General features: G+C 73.1%; 19 protein-coding genes. 4 read left to right on the top strand and 15 right to left on the bottom strand.

Annotated features, from left to right (window positions below; all coding sequences use genetic code 11):
• Positions 1-65 precede the first annotated feature (65 nt).
• Entirely contained in the window at positions 66-1,514 is a 1,449-nt protein-coding gene (locus HG542_RS14225; protein WP_171081289.1) for an alanine/glycine:cation symporter family protein, read from the top strand.
• A gap of 101 nt (positions 1,515-1,615) precedes the next feature.
• Here the strand turns inward: HG542_RS14225 and pcaDC are convergent, their stop codons facing one another.
• The 10 genes from pcaDC to HG542_RS14175 are packed head-to-tail and all read right to left on the bottom strand — an operon-like array spanning position 1,616 to position 10,669.
• Positions 1,616-2,749: a bifunctional 3-oxoadipate enol-lactonase/4-carboxymuconolactone decarboxylase PcaDC gene (gene pcaDC, locus HG542_RS14220; protein ID WP_171081287.1), complete on the bottom strand. Its 1,134-nt coding sequence runs from the start codon at positions 2,747-2,749 to the stop codon at positions 1,616-1,618.
• Positions 2,746-4,131, bottom strand: coding sequence for a 3-carboxy-cis,cis-muconate cycloisomerase (pcaB, locus tag HG542_RS34510; RefSeq protein ID WP_171081284.1), 1,386 nt, complete (start codon positions 4,129-4,131; stop codon positions 2,746-2,748). Before pcaB ends, pcaDC begins: the two co-directional genes overlap by 4 nt.
• Positions 4,118-4,675 carry a protocatechuate 3,4-dioxygenase subunit alpha gene (gene pcaG / locus HG542_RS14210; RefSeq protein ID WP_171081282.1) on the bottom strand — a complete coding sequence of 186 codons (558 nt, stop codon included), beginning with the start codon at positions 4,673-4,675 and terminating at the stop codon, positions 4,118-4,120. Before pcaG ends, pcaB begins: the two co-directional genes overlap by 14 nt.
• A complete protein-coding gene (gene pcaH, locus HG542_RS14205; RefSeq protein ID WP_171081280.1) occupies positions 4,672-5,436 on the bottom strand; it encodes a protocatechuate 3,4-dioxygenase subunit beta in 765 nt (254 codons plus the stop codon). Before pcaH ends, pcaG begins: the two co-directional genes overlap by 4 nt.
• A gap of 4 nt (positions 5,437-5,440) precedes the next feature.
• Complete coding sequence (locus HG542_RS14200; protein WP_171081278.1) at positions 5,441-6,094, bottom strand: 3-oxoacid CoA-transferase subunit B; 654 nt, start codon at positions 6,092-6,094, stop codon at positions 5,441-5,443.
• On the bottom strand, positions 6,091-6,852 hold the full coding sequence (locus tag HG542_RS14195) for a CoA transferase subunit A (protein WP_171081276.1): 762 nt from the start codon (positions 6,850-6,852) through the stop codon (positions 6,091-6,093). Before HG542_RS14195 ends, HG542_RS14200 begins: the two co-directional genes overlap by 4 nt.
• Positions 6,849-7,304 (bottom strand): MaoC family dehydratase, encoded by a 456-nt coding sequence (locus HG542_RS14190; RefSeq protein ID WP_171081274.1) that lies wholly within the window; start codon positions 7,302-7,304, stop codon positions 6,849-6,851. Before HG542_RS14190 ends, HG542_RS14195 begins: the two co-directional genes overlap by 4 nt.
• Positions 7,305-7,340: 36 nt before the next feature.
• Complete coding sequence (locus HG542_RS14185; RefSeq protein ID WP_171081272.1) at positions 7,341-8,834, bottom strand: acyl-CoA synthetase; 1,494 nt, start codon at positions 8,832-8,834, stop codon at positions 7,341-7,343.
• A gap of 36 nt (positions 8,835-8,870) precedes the next feature.
• On the bottom strand, positions 8,871-9,743 hold the full coding sequence (locus HG542_RS14180) for an amidohydrolase family protein (RefSeq protein ID WP_171081270.1): 873 nt from the start codon (positions 9,741-9,743) through the stop codon (positions 8,871-8,873).
• Positions 9,740-10,669: an SDR family NAD(P)-dependent oxidoreductase gene (locus HG542_RS14175; protein ID WP_373313168.1), complete on the bottom strand. Its 930-nt coding sequence runs from the start codon at positions 10,667-10,669 to the stop codon at positions 9,740-9,742. The genes HG542_RS14180 and HG542_RS14175 overlap by 4 nt, the downstream gene beginning before the upstream one ends.
• Positions 10,670-10,815: 146 nt before the next feature.
• Between HG542_RS14175 and HG542_RS14170 the strand changes: the two genes are divergently transcribed.
• Together HG542_RS14170 and HG542_RS14165 are read left to right on the top strand one after the other, a co-directional pair.
• Complete coding sequence (locus tag HG542_RS14170) at positions 10,816-11,646, top strand: PaaX family transcriptional regulator (protein WP_229922717.1); 831 nt, start codon at positions 10,816-10,818, stop codon at positions 11,644-11,646.
• 106 nt (positions 11,647-11,752) lie between these two features.
• Entirely contained in the window at positions 11,753-13,099 is a 1,347-nt protein-coding gene (locus HG542_RS14165) for an alpha/beta hydrolase (RefSeq protein ID WP_171081268.1), read from the top strand.
• A 15-nt stretch (positions 13,100-13,114) separates the two neighbouring features.
• Here the strand turns inward: HG542_RS14165 and HG542_RS14160 are convergent, their stop codons facing one another.
• From HG542_RS14160 to HG542_RS14145, 4 genes are all read right to left on the bottom strand, one after another.
• Entirely contained in the window at positions 13,115-13,825 is a 711-nt protein-coding gene (locus tag HG542_RS14160; protein ID WP_171081266.1) for a class II aldolase/adducin family protein, read from the bottom strand.
• Between the two features lie 49 nt (positions 13,826-13,874).
• Positions 13,875-15,341, bottom strand: a complete 1,467-nt coding sequence (locus HG542_RS14155) for a basic amino acid/polyamine antiporter (protein ID WP_171081264.1) — start codon at positions 15,339-15,341, stop codon at positions 13,875-13,877.
• Positions 15,342-15,360: 19 nt separating this feature from the next.
• On the bottom strand, positions 15,361-16,620 hold the full coding sequence (locus tag HG542_RS14150; protein WP_171081262.1) for an arginine deiminase: 1,260 nt from the start codon (positions 16,618-16,620) through the stop codon (positions 15,361-15,363).
• Between the two features lie 158 nt (positions 16,621-16,778).
• Positions 16,779-22,706 carry a WD40 domain-containing protein gene (locus HG542_RS14145; RefSeq protein WP_171081260.1) on the bottom strand — a complete coding sequence of 1,976 codons (5,928 nt, stop codon included), beginning with the start codon at positions 22,704-22,706 and terminating at the stop codon, positions 16,779-16,781.
• A 79-nt stretch (positions 22,707-22,785) separates the two neighbouring features.
• Between HG542_RS14145 and HG542_RS14140 the strand changes: the two genes are divergently transcribed.
• The gene (locus HG542_RS14140; RefSeq protein WP_171081258.1) at positions 22,786-23,994 is read left to right on the top strand and encodes an SLC13 family permease; all 1,209 of its coding nucleotides are present in this window, start codon (positions 22,786-22,788) and stop codon (positions 23,992-23,994) included.
• Positions 23,995-24,124: 130 nt separating this feature from the next.
• On the opposite strand, the gene HG542_RS34990 is transcribed toward HG542_RS14140, so the two are convergent.
• The gene (locus tag HG542_RS34990; RefSeq protein ID WP_229922747.1) at positions 24,125-25,132 is read right to left on the bottom strand and encodes a YVTN family beta-propeller repeat protein; all 1,008 of its coding nucleotides are present in this window, start codon (positions 25,130-25,132) and stop codon (positions 24,125-24,127) included.
• Positions 25,133-25,147 lie beyond the last annotated feature (15 nt).

Here is a 25,147-nt window from a genome sequence, read left to right as displayed (position 1 = left end):
CGTGAAGCAATAATTTTTCGAAGCCTTGACGGAATTTTTGCTTCCGGACGCCCCGAAGGACGCCCATGAGCCCGATCGATTCATTCGTCGTCGACATCAACGACGTCTTCTGGACCTACCTGCTGATACCGCTGGTGATCGGCGCAGGTCTGTATTTCACCGTCCGCTCCAAAGCGGTGCAGCTGCGGCTGTTCCCCGAGATGCTGCGCGTCCTCAAGGGCCGGCCGCAGCCGGGCGAGGACGGCGGCAAGGCGGTCTCGTCCTTCGGCGCGTTCACGATCTCCGCTGCCGCGCGGGTCGGCACCGGCAACATCGCCGGTGTCGCCACCGCCATCACGCTGGGCGGCGCGGGCGCCGTGTTCTGGATGTGGGTGATGGCCGTCATCGGCGGCGCCTCGGCCTTCGTCGAATCGGCCCTCGCACAGCTCTACAAGGTCCGCGGCGCAGGCGGCACCTACCGGGGCGGCCCGGCCTACTACATGCAGCGCGCCCTCGGAAAGCGGTGGCTCGGCGTCCTCTTCGCCGTCACGATCACCGTGACCTTCGGCTTCGTCTTCAACGCCGTCCAGTCCAACACCATCACCTCCGTCGCCACGGCCTCGCTGCCCGCCTCCGAGGCGGAGTGGTTCGGCCCGGCAATCGGCCTGCTGCTGGCGGCGCTTCTGGGGCTCGCGGTCTTCGGCGGCGTCAAGCGCATCAGTTCGGTGACCACCGTGCTCGTCCCCGTGATGGCCGTCGTCTACCTGCTGCTCGGCAGCGCCGTGGTGCTGCTCAACCTCGGCGATCTGCCGCGGGTGTTCGGCGACATCGTCGGCGGTGCCTTCGGCTTCCGGGAACTGGCGGCCGGCGGCATCGGCGCGGCCATCCAGCAGGGCATCCGGCGCGGCATGTTCTCCAACGAGGCGGGCCTGGGCTCCGCCCCCAACGCCGGTGCCACCGCCGAGGTCTCCCACCCCGTCAAGCAGGGCCTCGTCCAGTCGCTGGGCGTCTTCTTCGACACCCTGCTGATCTGCTCGATGACGGCCTTCATCATCCTGACGACCAACCCCGGCCTCGGCGGACGCCAGGGCGCGGACCTCACCCAGAGCGCCCTCACCGACACCCTGGGCGGCTGGGCCGGACACGTCCTGACCCTCGTCGTCTTCATGCTCGCCTTCAGCTCGATGATCGGCAACTACTACTACGGCCAGTCCAACATCGAGTTCATGACCGCCAGACGCTGGGTGCTGCCCGCCTACCGCGCCCTGGTCCTGGTGGTCGTCTTCCTCGGCGCGCTCGGCTCGGTGAGCGTGGTGTGGAACCTCGCGGACGTCTTCATGGGCCTCATGGCCCTGGTCAACCTCCTCGCCATCCTTCCCCTCTCGGCCATCGCCTTCCGCCTGCTGGACGACTACGTCGCACAGCGACGGCTGGGCCTGGACCCGGTGTTCACCCGCGACCGGCTGCCGGACCTGGTCGGTGTGGAGTGCTGGGAGGCCCGGCCGGAGCGTGCTGCGGAGAAGACGCCGGTGTGACGTCGGCCCGGCACGCGGTGGTTCCGCAACGCGACTTCGTACACGGCACGGACGCCGGAGGCCTGTCGGGCTGATCGGGCCCGAGCGTCCGGCCGAGGATCTCACCCCTCCACGACGCGCCGCGCAACTGCGAAAGCCGCATTGGCCGCAGGCACCCCGCAGTACACCGCGGTCTGGAGGAGCACCTCCGAGATCTCCTCCGGCGTGAGCCCGTTGCGCAGCGCCGCCCGTACGTGCAGGGCGAGTTCCTCGTGCCGGCCGCCCGCGACGAGGGCGGTGAGGGTGATGCAGCTGCGCGTCCGGAGGTCCAGGCCGGGGCGGGTCCAGATCCCGCCCCACGCGTAGTGCGTGATGAAGTCCTGGAACGGTGCCGTGAAGGCGGTCGTCGCGGCGGCCGCCCGGTCGACGTGGTCGTCGCCGAGGACGGCGCGGCGCATCGCCTCCCCGGCTCCGGGGTGTTCCGGGGCTCCGGCGAAGTGGTGGTGCAGGGCGGCGAGGACGGCCTGCGGCTGTTCGACGGTGGCGAGGTGGGCGGCGCGGGGGAGGACGACGAGGGTGGAGTCCGCGATGCCGTCGGCCAGTTCACGGGTCCGGTCCGGGGGGACCGCCCGGTCCGCGCGGCCGGCGACGATCAGGGTCGGCGCGGTGATGCGGGGCAGGGCGTCGCGCAGGTCGACGGCCGCCAGGGCATGGCAGCAGGCCGCATAGCCGCCCGGGTCGACGGACCGGTGGTCCTGTATCAGGGCCTCGGCGGCGGCGGTCTGCCGGAAGGCCGGGGTGAACCAGCGGTCGGGCGCCGAGGCGGCGAGCGCGGCGATGCCCTTCTCCCGCACCAGACGGCCGCGTTCGTGCCATGCCGGCGGCGTGCCGAACCGGGCGGCGGAGCAGATCAGGGCGAGCGAGGTGACGCGCTCGGGATGGCGGGCCGCCAGGTGGGTGCCGATCGCGCCGCCGAGGGAGATCCCGGCGTAGGCGAAGCGTTCGGCGCCGAGGGAGTCGGCCAGATCGAGGACCAGACCGGCGAGGTCGTCCACGGTGGCGTCCGGGCCGAGGAGGGAGGCGGGTGAACCGCCGTGTCCGGGCAGGTCCCAGCGTACGGTCCGGTGCCGGCGGGCGAGGCCGGGAAGCTGCGGGGCCCAGACGGCGAGCGAGGTGCCCAGCGACGGGCCGAGCACCAGCACCGGCGCGTCGTGCGGACCGTCGACGCGGTGGTGGAGGAGACGGCGGCGGTTCACGGGCGTTCCCCGAGGGCCCGGTCGGTCAGGGCCTGGGCGGCACCCAAGTAGCCCGCAGGATCGGTGAGTTCGTGCAAGTCGGGCAGTTCGACCGCGGGGAGCTCGGCCCGGAGGGCCTCTTCGAGGGTGCAGCCCTCCGCAGCGATCCGGCGTGCGGCCCTGGACAGCGCGCTCCTGGCCGCGCGGCGGCCGATCAGCGGCGTGAGGGCGATGGCGAGGCGTTCGGCGCCGATCAGGCCGCCGGTCCGGGCGAGGTTCTCGCGCATGCGGTGCGGGTGGACGCACAGGGTCCCGGTGAGCTCGGCCGCGTGCCGGGCGGCGGCTCCCGTCAGGCGCAGGGCCTCGCGCAACGGTTGCCACTCGGCGTGCCAGGCCCCGGCCGGCCGTTCGTCCTCGGCCATGAGGGAGCCGAACAGGACGGCTGCGAGCGCGGGGAGCTGGCGCGCCGTGGCCGCGATGAGCACGGCACGCACCGGGTTGGACTTGTGCGGCATGGCCGAGGACGCGCCGCCGTCGGCCTCCGTGAGCTCGCCGGTCTCCGTGCGGGACAGACCGAGCACATCGGTGGCGATCTTGCCGAGTGCGCCCGCGGTGAAGGCGAGCGAGCCGGCGAGGTCGGCGACGGGGGTACGCAGGGTGTGCCAGGGGAGGACGGGTTCGGCGAGCCCGGTCCGCCGGGCGTACGCGGCGGTCAGCCGCAGGCCGAGACCGGGGTCGGGGGCCGCGCCCGCCGCCTCGGCGTGGGCGTGGAAGGAGGCCAGGGTCCCTGCGGCGCCGCCGAGTTGGGCGGGCAGGGCGGCCCGGGTCGCGGCCAGGCGGCGGTGCGCCTCGCGGACGAGGCTGCGCCAGCCGGCCGCCTTGAGCCCGAAGGTGGTCGGCACGGCGTGCTGGGTGAGGGTGCGCCCCGCCATCACGGTGTCCCGGTGCGCAGCGGCCAGCCGGGCCAGCGCCCCGGCGGTGCGGTCCAGGTCGGCGAGGGTGAGGTCCAGGGCGTGGGCGGCGACGAGCATCAGCGCGGTGTCGAGGATGTCCTGGCTGGTGGCGCCCTCGTGCACCCGGGCGGCGGCGTCGGGGTCGCGGGCCGCGACGGCGGCGGTGAGGTCGGCGACCAGGGGGAGCACGGGATTGCCGCCGGAGCCCGCACGTGCCGCGATCGTGCGGACGTCCAGCTCACGGGCGGCGGCGGTGACGGCATCGGCGGCCGTGCCGGGTGCGAGGCCGAGGTCGGCCCGGGCTCGTACCAGGGCGGCCTCGGCCTGCAGCATGGCGGCCAGGACCGCCGCATCGCCGGTGGCCACGGCCACCGGGGCTCCCGCTGTGACGGGGGTGAGGAGGCCGACGTCGTCGGGCAGCCGCGCGGCGGGTTCGTCAGTCGAAGGCAAGGAAGACCGTCTCCTTCTCGCCCTGCAGACGGATGTCGAACCGGTGCACGCCGGCGCCCTCCGGCCGGGTCAGGAGCGTTGCCCGGCGTTCGGCGGGCAAGGCCGCCAACCATGGTTCTGCTACCTGACCCCCCGTCAGGTAGGCCCGGGTGAAGAGATGATGCAGCAGGCCGCGGGCGAAGACGCACACCGAAAGGTACGGCACGCCGCCCGGCGGCAGGGTGTGCAGGACGTAGTGGCCGTCGGCGTCGGTGGCGACGCGGCCGAAACCGGTGAACGTCACACCGTCACGGCCGGCATGGCCGCCCGTGGCCGGGTCGCGGCGCAGGGAACCGGGCGCTCCGCCGCGGCTGCCGTCCGGGGCGGGCTGCCAGAACTCCAACAGCGCGTCGGGGACCGGGGATCCGGCACCGTCGCGGACGTACCCGTGCACGGTGATCGCCTGCGGGTGCCCGGCAGGGGCGACTCGGTGGCCGTCGGGGGAGGGCAGGGCGCAGCCGTAGAACGGGCCGACGGTCTGGGAAGGGGTGGGGAGAGGGCTCATGGGCGGCTTCCCTCGGTGCGGGTGGCGGCGGGGCCGTCGAGGACGATGTCCCAGCGGTAGCCGAGCGCGTCCCCGGCCGTGGAGAGGTCGTGGTCGTAGGCGGCGACCAGACGGGAGCGGGCGGTGGCGTCGGTGACGGACTGCAGGATGGGGTCGTAGGGCAGGAGCGGGTCGCCGGGGAAGTACATCTGCGTGACCAGGCGTTGGGTGAACGCGGTGCCGAAGAGCGAGAAGTGGATGTGGGAGGGCCGCCAGGCGCCGGTGTGGTTGTGCCAGGGGTAGGCGCCCGGCTTGACCGTGGTGAAGCAATAGCGCCCTTGGCGGTCGGTCAGGCAGCGGCCGGTGCCGGTGAAGTGGGGGTCGAGCGGCGCGGGGTGCCGGTCGCGGCGGTGGGCGTAGCGGCCGCAGGCGTTGGCCTGCCAGATCTCGACGAGCTGTCCGGCGACGGGGCGTCCGGCCCGGTCGAGGACGCGGCCGGTGACGGTGATGCGTTCGCCGAGCGGCTCGCCCGCCTGCCCGCGGGTCAGGTCGGCGTCGGACTCGGTGACGTCGGTGGCACCGAAGACCGGGCCGGAGAGTTCGGCCGCCTCGGGGTCCCGGACCGGGACGAGGGGCTGCCGGGGATGGCGCAGGAGGCTGCTGCGGTAGGGCGGGTAGTCGCGCGGGGGATGATGGCGGACGGCGCCGGAGGCCGCGTAGGCCTTGGCCTGCTGGTCGATCTCGCACGAAATACCCTGCTGGGTGGGGAGGTTGGAGGGCACGGAGTCACCTTTCGGGGGAGAAGGCGGGGCCTGGCGTCACCCGCGCCGCGGTCCGGCGCGCGACCTCGGCGGCGTCGACCCCCGGCGCGGTGCCGACCAGGACCAGTCCTGCGCCGGTGACGTCGAGGACGCCGAGATCGGTGATGATCCGGTGCACGCAGGCCCGGCCGGTGAGCGGCAGCGAGCACTCCTCGACGATCTTCGGTGAGCCGTCCTTGGCGGTGTGTTCCGTCAGCACGATCACCCGGCGGGCCCCGTGCACGAGATCCATGGCGCCGCCCATGCCCTTGACCGTTCTTCCGGGGGCCGACCAGTTGGCCAGGTCACCGTGGGCCGAGACCTGCATCGCGCCGAGGACCGCGGTGTCGATGTGGCCGCCCCGGATCATCCCGAAGGAGAGCGCGGAGTCGAAGAAGGCCGCACCCGGGAGCGCCGTCACGGTCTCCTTGCCGGCGTTGACGAGGTCCGGGTCGACGAAGTCCTCGTCCGGGTACGGGCCGACACCGAGCAGCCCGTTCTCCGAGTGCAGGACGACCCCCGCGTCCGCGGGCAGGAAGTCCGCGACGAGGGTGGGCAGTCCGATGCCGAGGTTGACATACGAACCGGCCGGCAGCTCCCGGGCCGCACGGGCCGCCATCTGATGTCTGGTCCAGCTCATGCGGCCCGCACCGTCCTGCGCTCGACGGGCTTGTACGCGGCCTGATGCGGCGTCAGGGCGACCACGCGCTGGACGAACACCCCCGGCAGGTGCACATGGTCGGGGTCCAACTCGCCCGGTTCCACGAGTGCTTCGACCTCGGCAATGGTGATGCGCCCGGCCATCGCCGCGAGCGGGTTGAAGTTGCGGGCGGTCCTGGCGAAGACCAGGTTCCCGTGGCGGTCGCCCCGGGCGGCGCGGACGAGGGCGAAGTCGGTGGTGATGGCGTGTTCCAGGACGTAGGGGCGGCCGTCGAACTCCCGGAGCTCCTTGCGCCGGGAGACGGCCGCGACCCGGCCGTCGGGGGTGTGCCGCCGGGGCAGCCCGCCCTCGGCGACCTGAGTGCCGATGCCCGCAGGGGTGTAGAACGCGGGGATGCCGCAGCCGCCGGCCCGCAGGCGTTCGGCGAGGGTGCCCTGCGGGGTGAGCGTCACGTCCAGCTCGCCGTGGAGGTAACGGCGCGCGAACTCCGCGTTGTTGCCGATGTACGAGCCCGTCACCTCGCGGATCCGGCCGGCCTCGAGCAGGATGCCCAGACCGTGGCCGTCCGCGCCGCAGTTGTTGGAGACCACGCTCAGTCCGCCGGCGCCCTGCTCGTACAGGGCCCGGATCAGGGTGTGCGGCACACCGGTGAGACCGAAGCCGCCGACGGCGATCGAGGCGCCGTCCCCGATGTCCGCCACCGCCTCGGCGGCGGTGGGCACCGTCTTGCCCGTCATGCGGCGAAGCGGTAGACGGCCTGGGCGACGGCGGCCGGTTTCGGCTGCCCGTCGATCTCGACGGTCAGGTCGACCGTGAGCTCCGCGCCGCCCTGGACGTCCCGGGCGGCGGCGATGACGCCGCGGGCACGGATGCGGGACCCGACGGGGACGGGCGCGGGGAAACGCACCTTGTTCAGGCCGTAGTTGACGGCCATGCCGACGCCCCGGACCTCCAGCAGCCGGTTCCACAGCGGGATGAGCAGGGCGAGGGTGAGATGGCCGTGGGCGATGGTGCCGCCGAAAGGGCCTTTCTTGGCGCGCTCGACGTCGACATGGATCCACTGGTGATCATCGGTGGCGTCCGCGAAGAGATCGACGCGCTCCTGCTCGATCTCCAGCCAGTCGCTGTGGCCGAGGTCGGTGCCGGTGAGGGCGAGCAGTTCGGTGATGCCGTTGACGGTACGGGGCATGGCGATTCCTCTCCGGAGGAGGGACGGAGGAGTTGGTCAGTACTGCCCGTGGGCGGCCCGGAGCAGGCGCTTGAGCAGCTTGCCCGCGCCGTTGCGCGGGAGGGAGTCGGTGAAGACCACCGATTTGGGGATCTTGTAGCGGGCCAGCTGTCCGTCCAGGTGCGCGGTGAGCTCCTCCGCGGACGCGGTGCTGCCGGGGCGCAGGACCACGACGGCACGGCCGGCCTCTCCCCAGGTCGGGTCGGGAACGCCGAAGACCGCGCACTCGGCGACGGCCGGGTGCTCCAGCAGGGCTGCTTCAACCTCGGCGGGACAGACGTTCTCGCCGCCCGAGATGAAGATGTCCTTCAGCCGGTCCACCAGATACGCGTAGCCCTCGGCGTCGACGGTGGCGAGGTCGCCGGAGCGGAACCAGCACCCGTCGCGGAAGGCGGCGGCGCTCTCCGCCGGGCGGCCCCAGTAGCCGGGGCCGACATTGGGCCCGGCGACCAGGACCTCGCCCGGCTCCCCGGGACGGACCTGCTCACCGGCCGGGCCGAGCAGCCGGACGTCGGTGAAGAAGTGCGGAACGCCCGCCGAACCGGCGTGCTCGGCCGCGTCGTTCCGGTCGAGCAGCAGGACGCCGGGCGCGGTCTCGGTCATGCCGTAGCCCTGGACGAAGGCGAGACCGCGGTCGAGGTAGCGGCGGATGGTCCTGTCCGGGACGGGCGCACCGCCGCAGATCAGGGTGCGCAGGCTGCCGAGGTCGGCGCCGTCCCAGCCGGGGGCGGCGGCCAGTGCGTCGTACATGGCGGGGACGCCGAACAGGCTGGTGATCCGGTGCCGTTGGACCAGTTCCAGGGTGCGCCCGGGGTCGAAGGCGGATTCGAGGACGGCGGTGCCGCCCTTGAGGAGGGTGGGCAGGCACGTCATGTTGAGCGCGGCGGTGTGGAACAGCGGCGCGCTGACGAGGGTGATCTCGTCGCCGGCGAGGTCGGTGTCGACGAGGACGTTGAGGCTGTTCCACAGGACGTTGCCGTGGGTGAGCATGGCGCCCTTGGGCCGGCCGCCGGTCCCCGAGGTGTACATGATCATGCACAGGTCGTCGGGGCCCACCGGCTGGTCGACCGGCTCGTCCCGGGACCCGGCCAGCAGCGTCTCGTACGTCCCACCCTCCGCCTCCAGCACTTCGGTGCAGTCGTCGAGTCCGGGTGCGGCCGGGTGCCGCAGGCTCAGCAGCAGCCGGCTGCCGGAGTCCTGGAGCTGGTGGCGCAGCTCGGGCGGTGCGAGGCGGGTGTTGAGCGGCACGAAGACCGCGCCCAGCGATCCGGTGGCGAACAGGGCCTCCAGGAAGGCGGGGTGGTTGGGGCCGAGAAAGGCCACCCGGTCGCCCTGCCGGATGCCGTGCGCGCGCAGCAGGTGCGCGAGGCGGGTGGAGCGGTCGTGGAGCTCGGCATAACTGGTGGCGTGTTCCTCGTGGAGCAGGGCGGTGCGGTGCGGGGTCCTGCGGGCCCGCCGGGCGGGCCAGGAACCGATGCCGTGGTTCTGCAACGCATAACTCCCCTGGTCGGCTTCGCTTGGTCGGTGTCACTGGTGGCGGCCCAGGCCGAGCAGCCTGGCGGCGTTCTCCTTGAGGATCTTGGGACGGACCTCGTCCTTGAGCGGGAGCGCGGCGAAGTCGGCGAGCCAGCGGTCGGGGCTGATGAGCGGGTAGTCGGAGCCGAAGAGCACTTTGTCCTGCAGCAGGCTGTCGGCGTAGCGGACCAGCTGCGGCGGGAAGTACTTCGGGGACCAGCCGGACAGGTCGATGTGCACCTGCGGTTTGTGCGTGGCGACCGCCAGCGCCTCGTCCTGCCAGGGGAAGGAGGGGTGGGCGAGGACGATGGGCATGCCGGGGAAGTCGGCGGCGACGTCGTCGACGTCCATCGGGTTCCCGTACTTCAGCCGGATCCCGCCGCCTCCGGGCATTCCGGCGCCGATGCCGGTCTGGCCGGTATGGAAGACGGCTACGGCGCCCGCCTCCTCGATCGCCTCGTACAGCGGGTAGGCCAGCCGGTCGTTGGGACGGAACTCCTGCAGGATGGGATGGAACTTGAAGCCCCTGATGCCGAACTCGTCGACCAGACGGCGCACTTGACGGACGCCGGTCCTGCCCTTGTGCGGGTCGATGCTGGCGAACGGGATGATGACGTCGGGGTTCTGCCGGGCGGCCTCGGCGACCTCCTCGTTGGGGACGGCCGGGGTGCCGGTGGCGGCCTCGGCGTCCACGGTGAAGACGACGCAGGCCATGCTGCGTTCGCGGTAGTGGGCGGCGATCTCGGGGAGTGTGGGACGGCGGTGTGCGGCCTTGAAGTACGCCCCGGCCGCGGCGTCGAGTCCGTCGGAGAGGGAGGCCTGCCCGCGGGAGGAGACCTCGGCGTGGGTGTGCACGTCGATGGCGACGAGCTCGTCGACGTTCACCGGGAGGCCTCCTGCGCGATGCGCGGCGCAGGGATGCCGCAGGTCTCGGGCGTGCGCCCGACGGAGACCGGCCAGGCGGCGGCGATCGCCTCCGCGCTCCAGCCGCCGTCCGCGTAGGCGACGGCGGTCTCCTGCGGGTGGGACCACAGGGCGAGTTTGTCGCCGCCGATGCCGATGCACTGGCCGGTGACGTCCGCGGCGGCGTCGGAGGCGAGGAAGACGGCCAGCGGGGCGACATCCTCCGTGGTGCCGAAGCCCTCGCCCTTGCGCAGGGCGTCGGGCAGCGGGGTGCCGTCCCGCTCCAGGGCGTCGACGTAGGGGGCGAAGGCCGGAATGGTGCGGGTCATGGCGGTGGCGGCGACCGGTATCACGGCGTTGGCGGTGATGCCGTCGCGCGCCAGCTCCATCGCCCAGGTGCGGACCATCGCCGCGATACCGGCCTTGGCGGCTGCGTAGTTGGTCTGGCCGAAGTTGCCGCGCTGCCCGGCGGGCGAGCCCGCGACGACGACACGGCCGCCTCCGCCCTGCTCGCGCATGCGCCGTACCGCCGCGCGGACGCAGGTGAAGGTGCCGCGCAGATGGACCCGGACGACGGTGTCGAAGTCGTCGTCCGTCATCTTCCACAGCACACGGTCGCGCAGGACGCCCGCGTTGGTGACCATCACGTCCAGCCGCCCGAAGGCGTCCACGGCGCGGGCGACGAGCGCCTCGGCCGCTTCGGTGCCGCCGACTTCGGCGGTCTCGGCGACGGCCCGGCCGCCGGCTGCTTCGATCTCCTTGACGGCGGCGGCCGCCGCTTGCGCGTCCACATCGTCGACCACGACGGCCGCTCCGGCTGCGGCGAGGGCCTTGGCGTAGGCGAGCCCCAACCCGCGTCCGCTGCCCGTGACGACAGCCACTTTCCCGTTCAGATGTAAGGGGCGCATGGATGGCATGAAATGCATGGAATGCTCCTCGACCGAGAGTGGAGGGAGGCGTTCACGTTAGGCACTTGACTTGTAGGCCGTCAATGATCTGCCCAATATTTCGGCCTGCCCCGCACGGTGGCCGCGGCACCGCCTACGCTGTGCGCGTGACCAGCCTCGAACCTGCCCCGCGCCCCCAGTCGTTGATGCTGAACTTCTTCGGCATCCATGTGCTCGGCCGGGACACCGCCCTGTCCTCCGGCTCCGTGATCGAGGTGTTCGCCCGTGTCGGCGTCACCGAGGAGGCGGTCCGCTCGACCCTGACCCGCATGGCCGGCCGCGGGCTGCTGGAGCGCCATCGCAGGGGACGCAAGGCGTACTTCGCCCTCACCCCGCGCGCGGTGACGGTCCTTCAGAACGGGCACGACCGCATCTGGCGCACCGGGGCCGTCAACCGCGACTGGGACGGGCAGTGGACCCTGGTCGGCTACTCGCTGCCGGAGGCCTGGCGGCGCGAACGGCACGACCTGCGCTCCCGTCTGACCTGGGGCGGCTTCGGGATCCTGCAGAACGGGCTGTGGGTGGCACCCGGCGTGGTGGACGTGGCCGCGCTGCTCGGCGACCTCGGGCTGGACGCCCATCTGCGGGTCTTCCGCGGCACGGTGCTGGCGCCGACGGAGGCCGGACAGGTGGTCGAGTCCGCCTTCGACACCGTCGCGATCGCCGCCCAGTACCGCACCTTCCTGGACCGCTGGAGCCCGCCAGGCGCCCTCGGCGGGGACCCGCTGAGCGGCCAACTGCTGCTGCACACGGACTGGCTGGAACTCGTCCGGCGCGACCCCCGTCTCCCCGCCGAACACCTGCCGGCCGACTGGCCCGCGATCCGCGCCGAGCAGCTCTTCCACACCCTGGCCCGGCGCTGCGCAGCCGCGGCCCGCGCGGAAGCGGAACGGATACTGGACACCATCCCCGCTCCCTTTCCCTCGGCAACCCCTTGACCGCTGTTGAAATTCCGCCCTACATTCGACGCGCTCTCCGCCGCGCCGGCGCATCGCTGCGACCCGTACCGCTCCTCCCCGCCCACCGCCCCAGGAGCACTCCGCCATGCGCACACGCCTCGCACGCCGCATCGCCCTTGCCGGCGCCGCCTTCACCCTCGCCCTCGCCCTCACCCCCGCCCCGCCCGCCGCCGCCCGCGCCGGAACGGCCGCGGACCACCGCACCGGCACCCTCGCCGACGGCGCGAACTGGACCGCCGACATCCCGCCGCACTGGAACGGCACACTGCTGCTGTACAGCCACGGCTACGGCCCCCTCCGGGCCCAGGACGCCCCCGACCCGGCCACGGGCGCCGCCCTGCTCGCCGAGGGCTATGCACTCGCCGGCTCCTCCTACGACCCGCACGGCTCACGGTGGGCCCTCGGCAGCGCCGAACGCGACCAGTTCGCCACCCTCGACGCCTTCACCGCCGCCGTCGGCCGCCCCCGACGCACCGTCTCCGTCGGCCAGTCCATGGGCGGCCTCGTCAACGCCCGGATCGCCGGCGACCCGCACGGCAGGATCGCGGGCGCACTCGGCCTGTGCGGCCTCGTCGCAGGCGGGACCGACCTCGACAACTACCAACTCGCCGCCGAGACCGCCCTCGCCGCACTCCTCGCCCCGGCCGACCGGATCCCCCTGACCGGCTACCCGAGCGCAGCCGCGGCCACCGCTGCCGCCAACTCCCTGACCGCAGCGGCCGGAACCGCCCAGCGCACTCCGCAGGGCCGCGCCCGCATCGCCCTGGCAGCCGCCTACCTCAACCTGCCGGCCTGGTCCCCCGGCCAGAACCCGCCCGACACGGACGACCCGGCCGGACAGGAGGCACAGCAGTACCAATGGCTCGCAGCCGGACAACTCCGCTTCATCATGACCGCACGCTACGACATCGAACAGGCCGCAGGCGGCGACAGCGGCTCCACGGAAGGCCTGAACTGGCCTGCCCTGCTCGCACGTTCACCCCACTTCCGCGAAGTCCTCGCGCTCTACCGGACAGCCGGCCTCGACCTGGACGCCGACCTGGCGGCCCTGTCCCGGGCCCCCGCCCACCGCGCGGACCCGGCCGCGGCCCGCTGGATGCGCCGAACCTCCACGGCGGACGGGCGGTTGGACGTACCGCTGCTCGACCTGCACACCACCGCCGACCCGCTCGCCCCCGCCGAACAGGAAACCGCCTTCGCCGCCCGCGTCCGCGCCACCGGCAACGGCCCTTTGCTGCGGCAGGCGTTCATAGCCCGCCAGGGCCACTGCGCCTTCACCACGAATGAAATCCTCGCGGGCCTGCACGCGCTCGTCCGCCGCATCGACAGCGGCCACTGGCCCGCAACCGGCGCCGCCGCCCTGGCGGCCGACCAGCCCGCCGGCACCACGGCGTTCACCGACCGCCGCCCCGGCCGGCTGGTCACCCCCTGACCACGGGGCCGGGCGTCAGACGCCCGGGACCGCGGCGGCCCGCCGGGCCCAGTAACGCCAGCCCGCCTCCATCTGCTGAGCCGCCCAGACCGTCGAAGCCTTCTCCACACTCTCCTCGTGGCCGGTGAACTCCCGGATCCCGCCCGCCGCCAGCGCGGTGAGCTGCACCGCGCAGGCGCGTTCCAGCAGGATCGCCGTCATCACCGCGTGCGCGACGTCCGGGCCGACCGCCACCAGCCCGTGCTGCGGCATCAGACAAGCACGCGCCCCGCCCAGGTCGTCGGCCAGCGCCCGGCCGAGTCCGGGGGAGCGGACCAGGTCGGCGGTCGCCGTGAACCGCGGCAGCCCGTGCTCGGCGAAGAGCACGGCGTCGTGACTGATCGGCCGCAGCGGCACGTCCAGCGCGCTGAAGGCGTTCACGGTGGCCGCATGGGTGTGCACGGTCGCCCGGACCTCGGGGCGGGCCCGCATGATCTCGGTGTGGATCGGATACTCCTTGTGCGGCGCGCCCGTGCCGACCAGCACGTCGCCCTCCCAGGAGACCAGTTGGACCCGCTCGGGCCGGATCTCCTCCAGGCCCCAGCCGGGCTCCTTCAGCCACACCCCGCGGCCCTCGTCGTCGCGCAGCGCCAAGTGCCCCCAGACCATGTCGCCGTGGCCTGCTGCCGCCAGCGCCCGGCTGCCCAGGGCCACGAGGTCGGCGAGCGGGTGAACGGTGCTGTCCATGAGGGCCTCCGGTCGATGAGCAGGCGTGCCGGAGGGACACGGTAGTCGGTCACAGGTGAATCGTTCCTGTCGCGAGCGCGACGATGCCGGCGACGGCACCGGCCACCGAGACGGCGAAGATGACGAGTTCGCGCGGCGTGAACACGGTCCGGACCTGCTCGCGGCGGGCCATGACGAACAGCACGGTGGCGGGCGCGTAGACGACGAAGGCGATCAGGACGAACGTCAGCCCGGCCGCGTACAGCAGGAACACGGTGTAGAGCGTGGCCAGCGCGGCGACGGCCAGTTCGCGGGTGGTGCCCTCCCGCCGGGTGGCGCCCGGCGGGCGGTGGAGGGCGATCTTCAGCGCATACGCGGCGGCCAGCAGGTACGGGATGAGCGACAGCGCGCTGGTCAGGTCGAGGGCGAAGTTGAAGGCGTCGCCGGAGAAGAAGGTGATGACGAGGACGAGTTGCGACAGGCAGGTGCTCAGGAACAGGGCCGCAACCGGCACGTCGGCGACGGTGGAGCGCCGCAGGAAGCGGGGCATGTCGTCGTCCCGTGCGGCGACGAACAGCACCTCCGCGGCCATCAGGCTCCAGGCGAGGTAGGCGCCGAGCACGGAGATGATCAGGCCGGCGCTCACGAACACGTTTCCCCAGGTGCCGACGGCCGCTTGCAGCACTTGTCCCATCGAGGGCTGACGCAGCGCCGCGATCTCGCGCAGCGGCAGGATGCCGTAGGAGACGATGGTGACCGAGGCGAAAACGGCGAAGACGCTCAGGAATCCCAGGACGGTGGCCCGCCCGACGTCCTCGCGGCGCCTGGCGTGGCGGGAGTAGACGTTGGCACCCTCGACACCGAGGAAGACGAAGACGGTCACCAGCATGGTGCTGCGGACCTGCGGGAAGAGCGAACCCCCATAGTCGGCGCCGGTGATGTTCCGGGCGAAGACGGCCGGATCGAGACAGAAGAGCGCCAGGACGATGAAGACCAGGATGGGAACCAGCTTGGCGACCGTGACGATCCGGTTGATCGCGGTGGCCTCCCTGACCCCGCGCCGGATCAGCAGGAAGAACGCCCAGAGCCCGATCGAGGAGAGCACCACCGCGAGCAGCGTCTGACCCTCCCCGAGCGCCGGTGCGACGGCCCCGAGGGTGGACATGATCAGCACCCAGTAGGTGACGTTCCCCACGCACGCGCTGGCCCAGTACCCGAACGCCGAGAAGAATCCCAGGTATTCGCCGAACCCGGCCTTGGCGTAGGCATACACACCGGCATCCAGCTGCGGCCTGCGCACGGCGAGGGTCTGGAAGACGAGGGCGAGCATCAGCATGCCCAGACCGGCGACCGTCCAGGCGATCAGCGCACCGGCCACGCCGGTCGCCTGCGCGAAGCGGCTCGGCAGCGAGAACACCCCGGCGCCCACCATCGAGCCGACGACCATCGACGTCATCGTCAGCAGCGTCAGTTTGGCCGGAGCCGGTGACGCGCCGTCGGCGCTCCGGACCCCACCGCTGTCATGGATTTGCGTCATGTCTCGCTCCGTCGGGCGGTCAGTACGCGACCGGTTCGCGGATGAGGGGGCAGGTCATGCAGTGACCGCCGCCGCGGCCGCGGCCCAGTTCGGCGCCGACGATGGTGATGACCTCGACGCCGGCCGCGCGCAGCAGGGCGTTGGTGGTGGTGTTGCGGTCGTAGGTGAAGACCACGCCCGGTTCCAGGGCGACGGCGTTGTTCCCGCTGTCCCACTGCTGGCGCTCGGACGCGTAGACGTCGCCGCCGGTGGCGATCACGTGCAGCTTGCCGAGGCCCAGCGCGTCGGCGACCACGGCGGTGAAGGGGCGTGAGCCCTCGTCGGTGATCCCGACGCCGGTGGCGTCGTCGGAGGGGCGCAGCGAGAAGGTGTGGATGCTGTCGGTGATCGCGGGATAGAGGGTGACGATGTCCCGGTCGGCGAAGGTGAACACGGTGTCCAGGTGCATCGCCGAGCGGAGTTTGGGCATGCCGGCGACGACGACGTGCCGGGCCGCGCCGGCCCGGAACAGGGCGGCGGCGACCTGGGTGATGGCCTGGCGGGAGGTGCGCTCGCTCATGCCCATCAGGACGACCCCGTTCCCGACGGGCATGATGTCACCGCCCTCGAACGTGGCCTGGCCCCAGTCCTGTTCGGGGTCGCCCCACCAGACGGTGGATCCCGCGTAGCCGGGGTGGAAGGCGTACACCGCCTTCATCAGCAAGGTCTCGTCGTGGCGTGCGGGCCAGTACAGCGGATTGAGGGTGAGACCGCCGTAGAGCCAGCAGGTGGTGTCACGGGTGTAGAGGGTGTTGGGCAGCGGCGGCATGAGGTACTCGCGGGCGCCCGCCGCCTCCCGGGCCAGGGCGATGTGCCCGGTGCGGTAGTCCTCGGGCAGATCGGAGGTGGCGAGTCCGCCGATGAGGAACTCGGCGAGCGCGCGCGGCGGGAGGGAGTCCAGGTAGGCACGGGTGCCGTCGGTCAGTCCGGCACCCACCTGGTTCGCGGTGATCTTCCGGTCCAGCAGCCACGAGCGGGCCTCGGGAATCGCCATGGTCTGCGCCAGCAGGTCGTGCAGCTCGACGACCTCCACCCCGCGCCGGGTGAGCTCGCCGACGAAGTCCGCGTGGTCGCGCTGGGCGTTCTCCACCCACATCACGTCGTCGAACAGCAGGTCCTCCGCGTTGGTGGGCGTCAGACGGCGATGGGCCAGCCCCGGCGCGCAGACCAGGACCTTGTGCAGCCGGCCGACCTCCGAGTGCACACCATGGGCGCGGGCGGCAGCGGCGGTGTCGGTCATGGCCGTCCTTCGGTCACGGGGGTCGCGGGGGAGGGGACGCGCGCTGCGTCCGCACCGACCCATCGGACACGCCCTCGCTCCACCGTGGCCCCGCCGGCCCGGCCGGGGCCACCGAACGTGGGCTGTTCGGGTGGCACGCCCGGCGGACCGCCCGGCCGCTACGGGATCACGTCGTCCACGCCCAGCCGCCGCACCCCCGGCACATGGTCGTCGAGTTCGCCCGGCTCGAAGCGGCACATGCCCACCACGTGCCAGAACTCGCCCGCCATGTCGCCGTCGTACTTGTAGCCGCCGGCCGGCGTCAGGGCGGCCCAGCCGCCCTCGACGCCGATCAGCGTGGCCCGTGCCGCCGGGGTGCCGTCCTCCGGCACCGTCCACAGCCGGACCGTGCCGTCCGTGCCGCCGCTGGCGAGCAGGGAGCCGTCGGGGCTGAAGGCGAGGGCGAGGATCCGGCCGGTGTGGCCGGTGAGGCGGCCGGCTTCCTCGCCGGTCAGGGGGTTCCACAGGCGCACGACACGGTCGTCGCCCCCGGTCGCCAGCAGCGGGCGGGTCGGGTGGGCCGCGGCGGTCCACAGCCGGCCGGTGTGGCCGCGCAGCCGGTGGGCGACGGCGCCCTCGCGCCAGACGATGGCCTGGCCGTCCCAGGAGGCGCTCGCCAGCCACGCGTCGTCGGGGCCGTGGACCACCGCGTACACGCGGTCGCCGTGGCCGCCGAGTTCGGCCACGAGGCGGCCCGCGGCGAAGTCCCACAGGCGCACGTACCGGTCGTCGCAGCCGGTGGCCAGGCCCGTGCCGTCCTTGCGGAACGCGATCGACCGTACCCGGCCGCGATGCTGGGTGAGGCTGGTCACCAGGGTGCCCGTGCTGCGGTACCACAGCCGGACGGTGTCGTCGTCGTTGGCGGTGGCGAGGAGCTCGCCGTCGCCGCTGAAGGCCTCGGCCCACACGTGGTCGGTCTCGGCGTCGAGTTCGCGCTCGTACTCGCCGGTGGCGGCGTCCCACAGGTAGACGTCGCCGTCGCTGCTGGTGGTGGCGAGCACCGTGCCGCTGGGGTGGAAGACGGCCGAGACCAGACGGTCGTTGCGGCCGCACAGTTCCCGCACCCGGCACCCGGTCGCGGTGTCCCACAGCCGCACCACGCCGTCGTTGCCGCAGGCGGCCAGGTGGTGGCCCGTGGCGCTGAACGCCAGCCCCGTCACCTTCCGCCCGTGGCCGCGCAGGATGCGCCGGCCCTGTCCGGTGGAGGCGTCCCACATGCGCACCACGCCCTCGTTGCCCACGGACACCAGCAGCGGGCCGGCGTCCGGGGTGCCGTCCCCGGGGCGGAAGTGGCAGGCCCAGACGGAGCCCTGGTGCTCGTCGGGCTGCCGGCGCAGCGGGGTGACGGACCAGGTGTCCGCGTCGAGTGCGACCTGCCAGAGGCACACCTCGCCGTCGCTGTCGCCCGCGGCGAGGAGGGCGCCCGCCAGGTCGAAGACGACCTGGTAGACCGCTCCGCCCCGGCTCTTGACGGGATCGCCGACGGCGGTGCCGGCCACCGGGTCCCACAGCCGCACCTGCCCGTCGGTGTCCCCGCTGGCCAGCAGCCGCCCGCCCGGGTGGAAGGCGAGGGTGTAGACGCGGCCGGTGTGCCCGGCGAGCCGGTGCAGCAGCTGCCGGTCCGCGACGTTCCAGACGCGCACCGTGCCGCGGCTGTGATCCGCGCCCCGGTCGCCGGTCGCCAGCAGTGTCCCGTCCGGGCTGAACGCGGCACGGTAGACGGCCCCTCGGTGTCCCTTCAGCTCGCCCAGCAGATGGCCGGTCGCGGTGTCCCACAGCCGTACCGCCGCGTCGGCGTCCCCGGTGACGAGCACGGTGCCGTCCGGGCCGAACACCGCGGTGTAGACAGGCGCCCGGTGGCCCGGGAGCCGGTGGGCGACGGCTCCCGTGGCGGTGTCCCACAGGGTGACGGTGCCCTCCGCGTCGCCGGTCGCCAGGCGGGTGCCGGACCGGTCCAGGGAGACGGGCCACACCCCGTCCCGGTGCACGTCCAGTTCATGACGGCAGGTCCCGGCGACCGGGTCCCACAGCCGCACGACGCCGTCCGCCCCGCCGGTGGCCAGCACCTGCCCCCGGAACTTCACCGCATAGACCCGGTCGGTGTGGCCCTGGAGCGTGCGCAGCGCCGTGCCGGTGGCCGCGTCGCACACCAGGACGCTGCCGTCGTCGCTGCCCAGCGCGAGGAGTTCGCCGCCGGGGCTGAAGGCGACGGGCTCGGGCAGCCGGCCGGTGCGCATGCCGTAGCCGTACGGCACGCCGACCGCCGAGGGCCGCAGGCCGGGTTCGGCGGGCAGCCCGGGCGACATGGAGGCGTACCGCAGCTCGGGACTGGCCAACACATCCTGCCCGGCCGTGGCGTTGATCAGCGCCGACTGGTACCAGCGGCTCCCGGCCACCCGCACCCCGTCGAGCGCGGTACGGATCAGCCGGGCGCCGCGCAGGTCCGCGTCGCGCAGATCCGCACCGGTCAGATCGGCGTCGGCCAGCCGCGCGCCCGCGAGCCGGGCACCCCGCAGCACCGCGCGGGACAGCCCCGCACCGACCAGGCTCGCCCCCGTCAGATCGGCACCGGTGAGATCGACGCCGGAGAAGTCCCGGTACGAGAGGTCCTCGCCGGCCAGCAGCGCGCCCCGCAGATCCGCATGGGCGGGGACGCGCAGCCTGCTGAGAACCTTGATCGCGTTGGCCCGGGCGGTGCCCTGCGCCTCCCCGCCGCCGTCCGGCCAGTCCACCAGGGTGCGTTCGGCCCACTCGCGGACGGTGCGGTGGTCGGCGATGTCGCACAGGAACTCGACCGCCAGCTGGCTCAGCGGGCGACGGGCCAGCAGCGCCGGCGCACCCTCGTCCGGCCCGTCCAGACCGGCCGCCACCTCGCGCGCCACCAGCCACTCGACGACCGAGCCGTGGATGAACCGGAACTGCCCCTCGTCACTGCGCACGAGGAGACTTCCGGAGCCGACCGCGTGCGCCGCCTGCGGCACCGACAGCCTGCTGTCGGCCAGTTCGGTGAGAGCGGTGGCCACATCGGTCAGCTCGTCCATGCGCAGGCCGCTCTCGCCGCTCTCCCAGATCCGCAGGGCCAGCGTCGTCACGGCACGCCACAACTGCTCAAGGCTGAGGCCGGGAGGGCCGCCCGGGCCGCCGCGGCCGCGCCGCTCCTCGAACTCCAGCCACGTGGTGAACACTTCCTCGTACAGCCCGGCGGGACTCAGCGCGCGCCCGGCACCGGTCACGGTCCGCAGCCGCTCGTGGTCGAGACCCGCGACGAAGCTGAGCAGCCGCGGATTGCGGCACATCGTGAGCAGATCGGGAACGGCCTCCAGCAGCCGCACGCGCCGGTCGGCGGCCGCCTCGTCGCCGTACCGGGCGGCCAGGTAGGCACGGATCTGCGCCGGGCTGAACTCCTGCAGCGCCAGCAGCCGGCGCTGCGGCAGCAGCCCGACACGCTCGCCGAGCGCGGTCAGCACCTGGGCCTGCGACCTGAAGTGCTGGGTGCGGCTGGTGACCACGATCTTGGCGTTGTCGACGGCCGCGTCGAGGAGCACCTGCAGATGGTCGGCGGCCCGGTCGTAGCTGACGTGACGGACCAGCTCGTCGAACCCGTCGAAGAGCAGCACGATCCGGCCCTGCCGGAGCATGTAGCGGAAGGCGCGCAGGTCGATGCTGTCCACACCGTGCGTGGCCAGGTGGGCGGCGACGAGACCGTCGAGCGAATGCGCCTTGTCCAGCGTGTTCAGCTCGATGAACAGCGGGGTCAGATGCGGGAGTTCCGCCGGGAGCCGGCGGGCCAGCTCCCGCAGGGCGAACGTCTTGCCGTGGCCGAACTCGCCCAGCAGCAGGATGAAGCGACCGTGCTCGGCCTCCAGGAGCTGCAGCAGGTCGTCCACGACCGCGTCCCGCTCCACCGCTCCCGGCCGCTCGATCTCCCGGTAGCGCTGGGGCAGATAGAGGCCGGGCGGGTACTGCGGGTCGGCGCCGAGGCGCGCGGTCTGCGCCGCCACGTGGTCGCGGAGGTCCAGCAGGCCCTGGAACTCGGTGAAACTGCGGACGAGGACGCCGCGGCGACGAGCCAGTTCGCGCACCTCCGAGGGCAGCGGCGGGCCCTCGTGGACGAGGACCGCGTCGGTGTCGGTGCCGGACGCACGGAGCGTGTCGACCAGTTGCCGCGCCTCCTCGGTGCCGAGGGCACCGGCGCAGACGGCGATGCGCTGCTGCCGGACGAAGCCCGCCTCGGTCCAGGTGGCCAGCAGCCCGGGCGCGTCGCCGGGGACGCGCCGGAGGTGGACGCCCTCGTACCGCACGCGGCAGACCTCCGCGACCCGTGCCACCAGGGAGTCCAACGGGCTCTGCACGTCACGGCTCTCGGCTTCCGTGTCGTCGTTCCCGGACGGCAGCGCGGAGCCGAGGCCCCCGGACGGCTCAGGCTCCTCGGCGGCGGAGAGGGGCGACGGACGCGGCGGCCCGAAGACGTGCCCTGCTGCGCGCCACGGCGTCTCCCACCGCCAGGGCGGTCGGCCGGGCCAGCGGGTGAGCCCCTCGGAGGTGATGCGGAGCAGCTGGTACCGGCCCGGCGCGGAGGCGCCGAGGACCGGCAGTTCGCCCGATGCCAGTGACAGCGCGGCGGCGGTGGGCGCGCCCGACGTGGCCCGCGGGGCGCCGTGGGGGCCGTGCAGCAGCACGTGGAGGCGCGGGGCGACGAGGCGGGCGAGGACATCGGTGTCGCGCAGCACGGCGGCACCCTGACGGCGCCCCCGTTCGCCGGTGCCGCCGGGCGGCGTGGCGGCGCCCCGTCCGCCGTCCAGCCACCGGTGGGTTTCCGGCGGATGGCGCACGGCCCCCAGCCGCAGCCAGCCGTCCTGTTCGTAGCGGCGCAGGGCCTGCGCGAACCAGGCCGCCTGCTCGGGGCCGAGCCAGGGATACCTGTCGTCCGGCCGGTGGCTGTGCGCCATCGAGGAGTTGAGGCCGGCGACGACGGTGCGCAGGGCCGGCACGGGGAACAGGCTCCAGGGCTGGTCGGCGTCGAAGACCGCGTCCAGGCCCTGGTAGAGCTCCTGGAACAGGCGGGCGTAGTGGCGCCACTTGGGCCAGTAGGGCGGTCTGGGCTGCAGTTCGTCGGCCTCGCAGGTGCTGAAGTACGCCTGGCAGGCGGCCAGGTTGACGTCCTGCTCACCGGGCACCACCACGAGCCGGTCGGCCGCCAGGCCGAGACGGGCGCGCAGCCCGGTGAGGAAGGTCAGCGCCTGGTCGCACTCGCGCGGGCCGCCGGAGGCGGTCAGGTCACCGGTGACGACGAGGAGGTCGGGCGCCGGCGCCCCCGCGTCGGTGAGCTCGACGAGATCGCCCCAGACCGCGGCCTGCAGATCGGCGGGGTCGGCACCCCGGCCGAACCCGGGCCCGGCCAGGTGCAGGACGGACACGGCCTGGCGGGCGTGGCCGCTGTCGGCCGCCAGGGGATAGCCGGGCGGTGCGGCGGGACGGCGCCGCCCCGGCCAGCCCGGTCCGCCGGGCTGCGGGCCGGACGACGGCTGCGGGTCCGGGTCCGGGACCGGGGCGGGCGGCCCGGCCGGACCGCCGGGGAACCCGGGATGCCGATCCGGGCGCGCCCGCCCGGCGAGCGCCTGGCCGACCCGGGTCAGCAGCAGGTCACGGGCGGCCGCACCCTCCTGCACGCCGACAAGATCCACATAGGTGATGGTGGCCAGCAGGCCCTCGACGGGGATGTCCTCGACGCGCACCGTGATCAGCCTGCGGTCGGGGGCGTCCGGGTCGGCACGGAGGGCGGCCTGCCACTCCATGCGGCCGTAGCGGGAGTTCTCGTAGTGGTGGGACAGCACCGCGATCACGGCCGCGGACTGGCTCACACCACGGTCCATGAAGTCGACGAAATTGGTTCCGGGCACGAAGTCCCAGGCCTGGACGACGGTGCGGTAGCCGGCCTCCTCCAGTGTCCAGGCGATCCACGTCGCCCAGCGTTCGTCGGCCGGCGAATAGCTGATGAAGAAGTCCAACAACCCTTGCTGCACCGCGCGTTCACGCCTCTGGGTCATATACCCATGGTACGGACCGTCGTCACGCGGGTCACCGGATCGTGCGAGGCCCGTGCGACGCCCGTGCGATGCTCTGACCATGTATGTTGCTCGGGCTCTGGCTGCCCTGAAACGTCTCCACCGGCTGGACTGGCTGGCCGGGGGAATACTGCTCTGCGGTCTGCTGTGCCTCGCCACCGGTGCGCTGCCGACGGCTCCCGCACGGGACGCCATGGAGCGCATTGCACCCTTGCTGGCCTTTCTCGGCACCGTCATCGTCCTCGCCGAACTGGCGGGGCGGGCCGGTGTGTTCGACGTGGTGGCGACGGGCGTGGCCCGCGCGGGCCGGGGCAGCTACGCAGCGCTGTTCGTGCTGTGCGTGGCGTTCGCATCGGTGACCACGATCACACTCAACCTGGACACGACGGCGGTGCTGCTGACCCCGGTCATGCTGGCACTGGCCTCCCGGGTGGGCATCGCGGCGGTGCCGCTGGCCATGACGACCGTGTGGCTGGCGAACACGGCGAGCCTGCTGCTGCCCGTGTCCAACCTGACCAACCTGCTGGCCGCCGACCGGGTCGCGCTCAGCCCCCTGGGCCTGGCCGCCCGGATGTGGGCACCCCAACTCGCCGCGATCGCGGTCACCATGGGATGCCTGTGGCTGTTCTACTGGCGGTCCGGCAGACGCGGGGCGCAGACCTACGTGCCGCCGGAGCCGTACCGGCCCGCCGACCGGGTGCTGTTCTGGGTGTGCGGGGCGGCGTGCGCCGCGTTCCTGCTGGTGCTCCTGCTCGACGTCGTCCCGCTGTGGGCCGCGTCCGCCTCGGCCGCGGCGGTCGTGGTCGCGGTCTACGCGGTGCGACAGCGGTCGGCGCTGCGCCCGTCCCTGGTGCCGTGGCGGTTGCTGGTGCTCGTCCCGGGGATGTTCCTGGTGGTGGAGACGCTCGACGTCCACGGCCTGCACCGCGTGCTGTCCGCGGCGGTGGGTTCCGACGGCGGACTGCTCGGCCAGTTCCGGGCCGGGGCGGTCGGCGGAGGCATGTCGAACGTCCTGAACAACCTGCCCGTCTACCTGGCCGGCGAGTCCGCCGTCCCGGCGGCCAATCACGACCAGCTGCTGGCCCTGCTGATCGGCACCAACGCGGGCCCGGTGATCACCCCGTGGGCGTCACTGGCCACCCTGCTGTGGTTCGAGCGCTGCCGCGCGCAGGGGGTGACGGTACCGCTGACACGGTTCCTGGGCACCGGCGCGGTACTGGCGACGGGGTCGGTGCTGGCGGCCGTCGCGGCGCTGGCGGTGACGAGGTGAGGCGCACCACAAAGTGCAGTGCGTCATCCGCGACCAGCCGCCGACGGCCCGCAGTCGATGCACCGGCCAGGGGTCCGGGGCGGAGCCCCGGGTACGTCATCTGCGGGCGCGTCGTGGCTGAACAGTCCCGTCAGGCGACCACCAGCCCGCTCGGGGAGGCGGCCAGTCCCAGCGGCGTGCTGCCGACGACCTTCAAGGTCCGCGCGTCGACGGCGTCGACGGTGCTGGAGGCGTTCGTCGACACCCAGACCGTGTCGCCGACGGCCGTGATGCTCGTCGGCACGTGGGCGACGCGCACCGTGGTGACGACCCGATGGGTGCGGGCGTCGAGCACCGTCACCGTGTCGTCGTTGGCACCCGTCACGTAGACCCGCGAGCCGTCCGGGCTCACGGCGACCTGCCAGGGGGACGTGCCGACGCGGATGCGTTCGGCGGTCCGGTGGGTGCGGGCGTCGACGACCGACAGCGTGTTCCCGAGGGTGTTGACGACGTACACGCGCTGCCCGTCGGGGTGCACCGCCACACCATTGGCCTGCGCCTGGTCGGTCAGTGTGTGCCGGACCTCGCCCTGTTCGGCGTCCATCACGGACAGCCCGTCGGAACAGGTCACATACAGCGTCCGCCCGTCAGGACCCGCGGCCACGCAGCGCGGGGCGGTGCCGGTCTCCCACGTGTCGCTGAGTTTGTCGGAGCCGGTGTCGACCACCGAGAGGGAACGCGACCCGTCCGCCCCGGTGGCCGGGCCGGTGGCGGCGACGTAGAGATACGCGCCGTCCGGGGAGACCGCCATCCCGTGCGGGAAGAGACCGACGGGGACCGTGGTGACGATGCGGCCCTTCGCGGTGTCCAGGACCGAGACGTTGCTCGCGCCGGAGTTGCTGATGTAGACCTTGCGGCCGTCGGGGGTCCTGGCCGCGCCGAAGGGGTTGGTGCCGGCATGGATGCTGGCGACGAGTTTGCGGTTCGCCGGGTCGACGACCGAGATGGTGTTGCTGACGATGCAGGCCGCATAGACGTGCGGTCCCGTGCGCGGGGCGCTCTTCGGCGCCGCGTCCTGGGTGCCGGGGAAGTCGCTTCCCGCGGTGCCGTGCGGGAAGTCGTCCTTGTGCGTGGTGGCGTTCTCGACGATGCGGCTCATGGTGTACGAGGGGAC

It is taken from the genome of Streptomyces morookaense, assembly GCF_013030945.1.
GTDB lineage: Bacteria > Actinomycetota > Actinomycetes > Streptomycetales > Streptomycetaceae > Streptomyces > Streptomyces morookaensis.
This window is presented reverse-complemented; position numbering and strand designations above follow the sequence as displayed.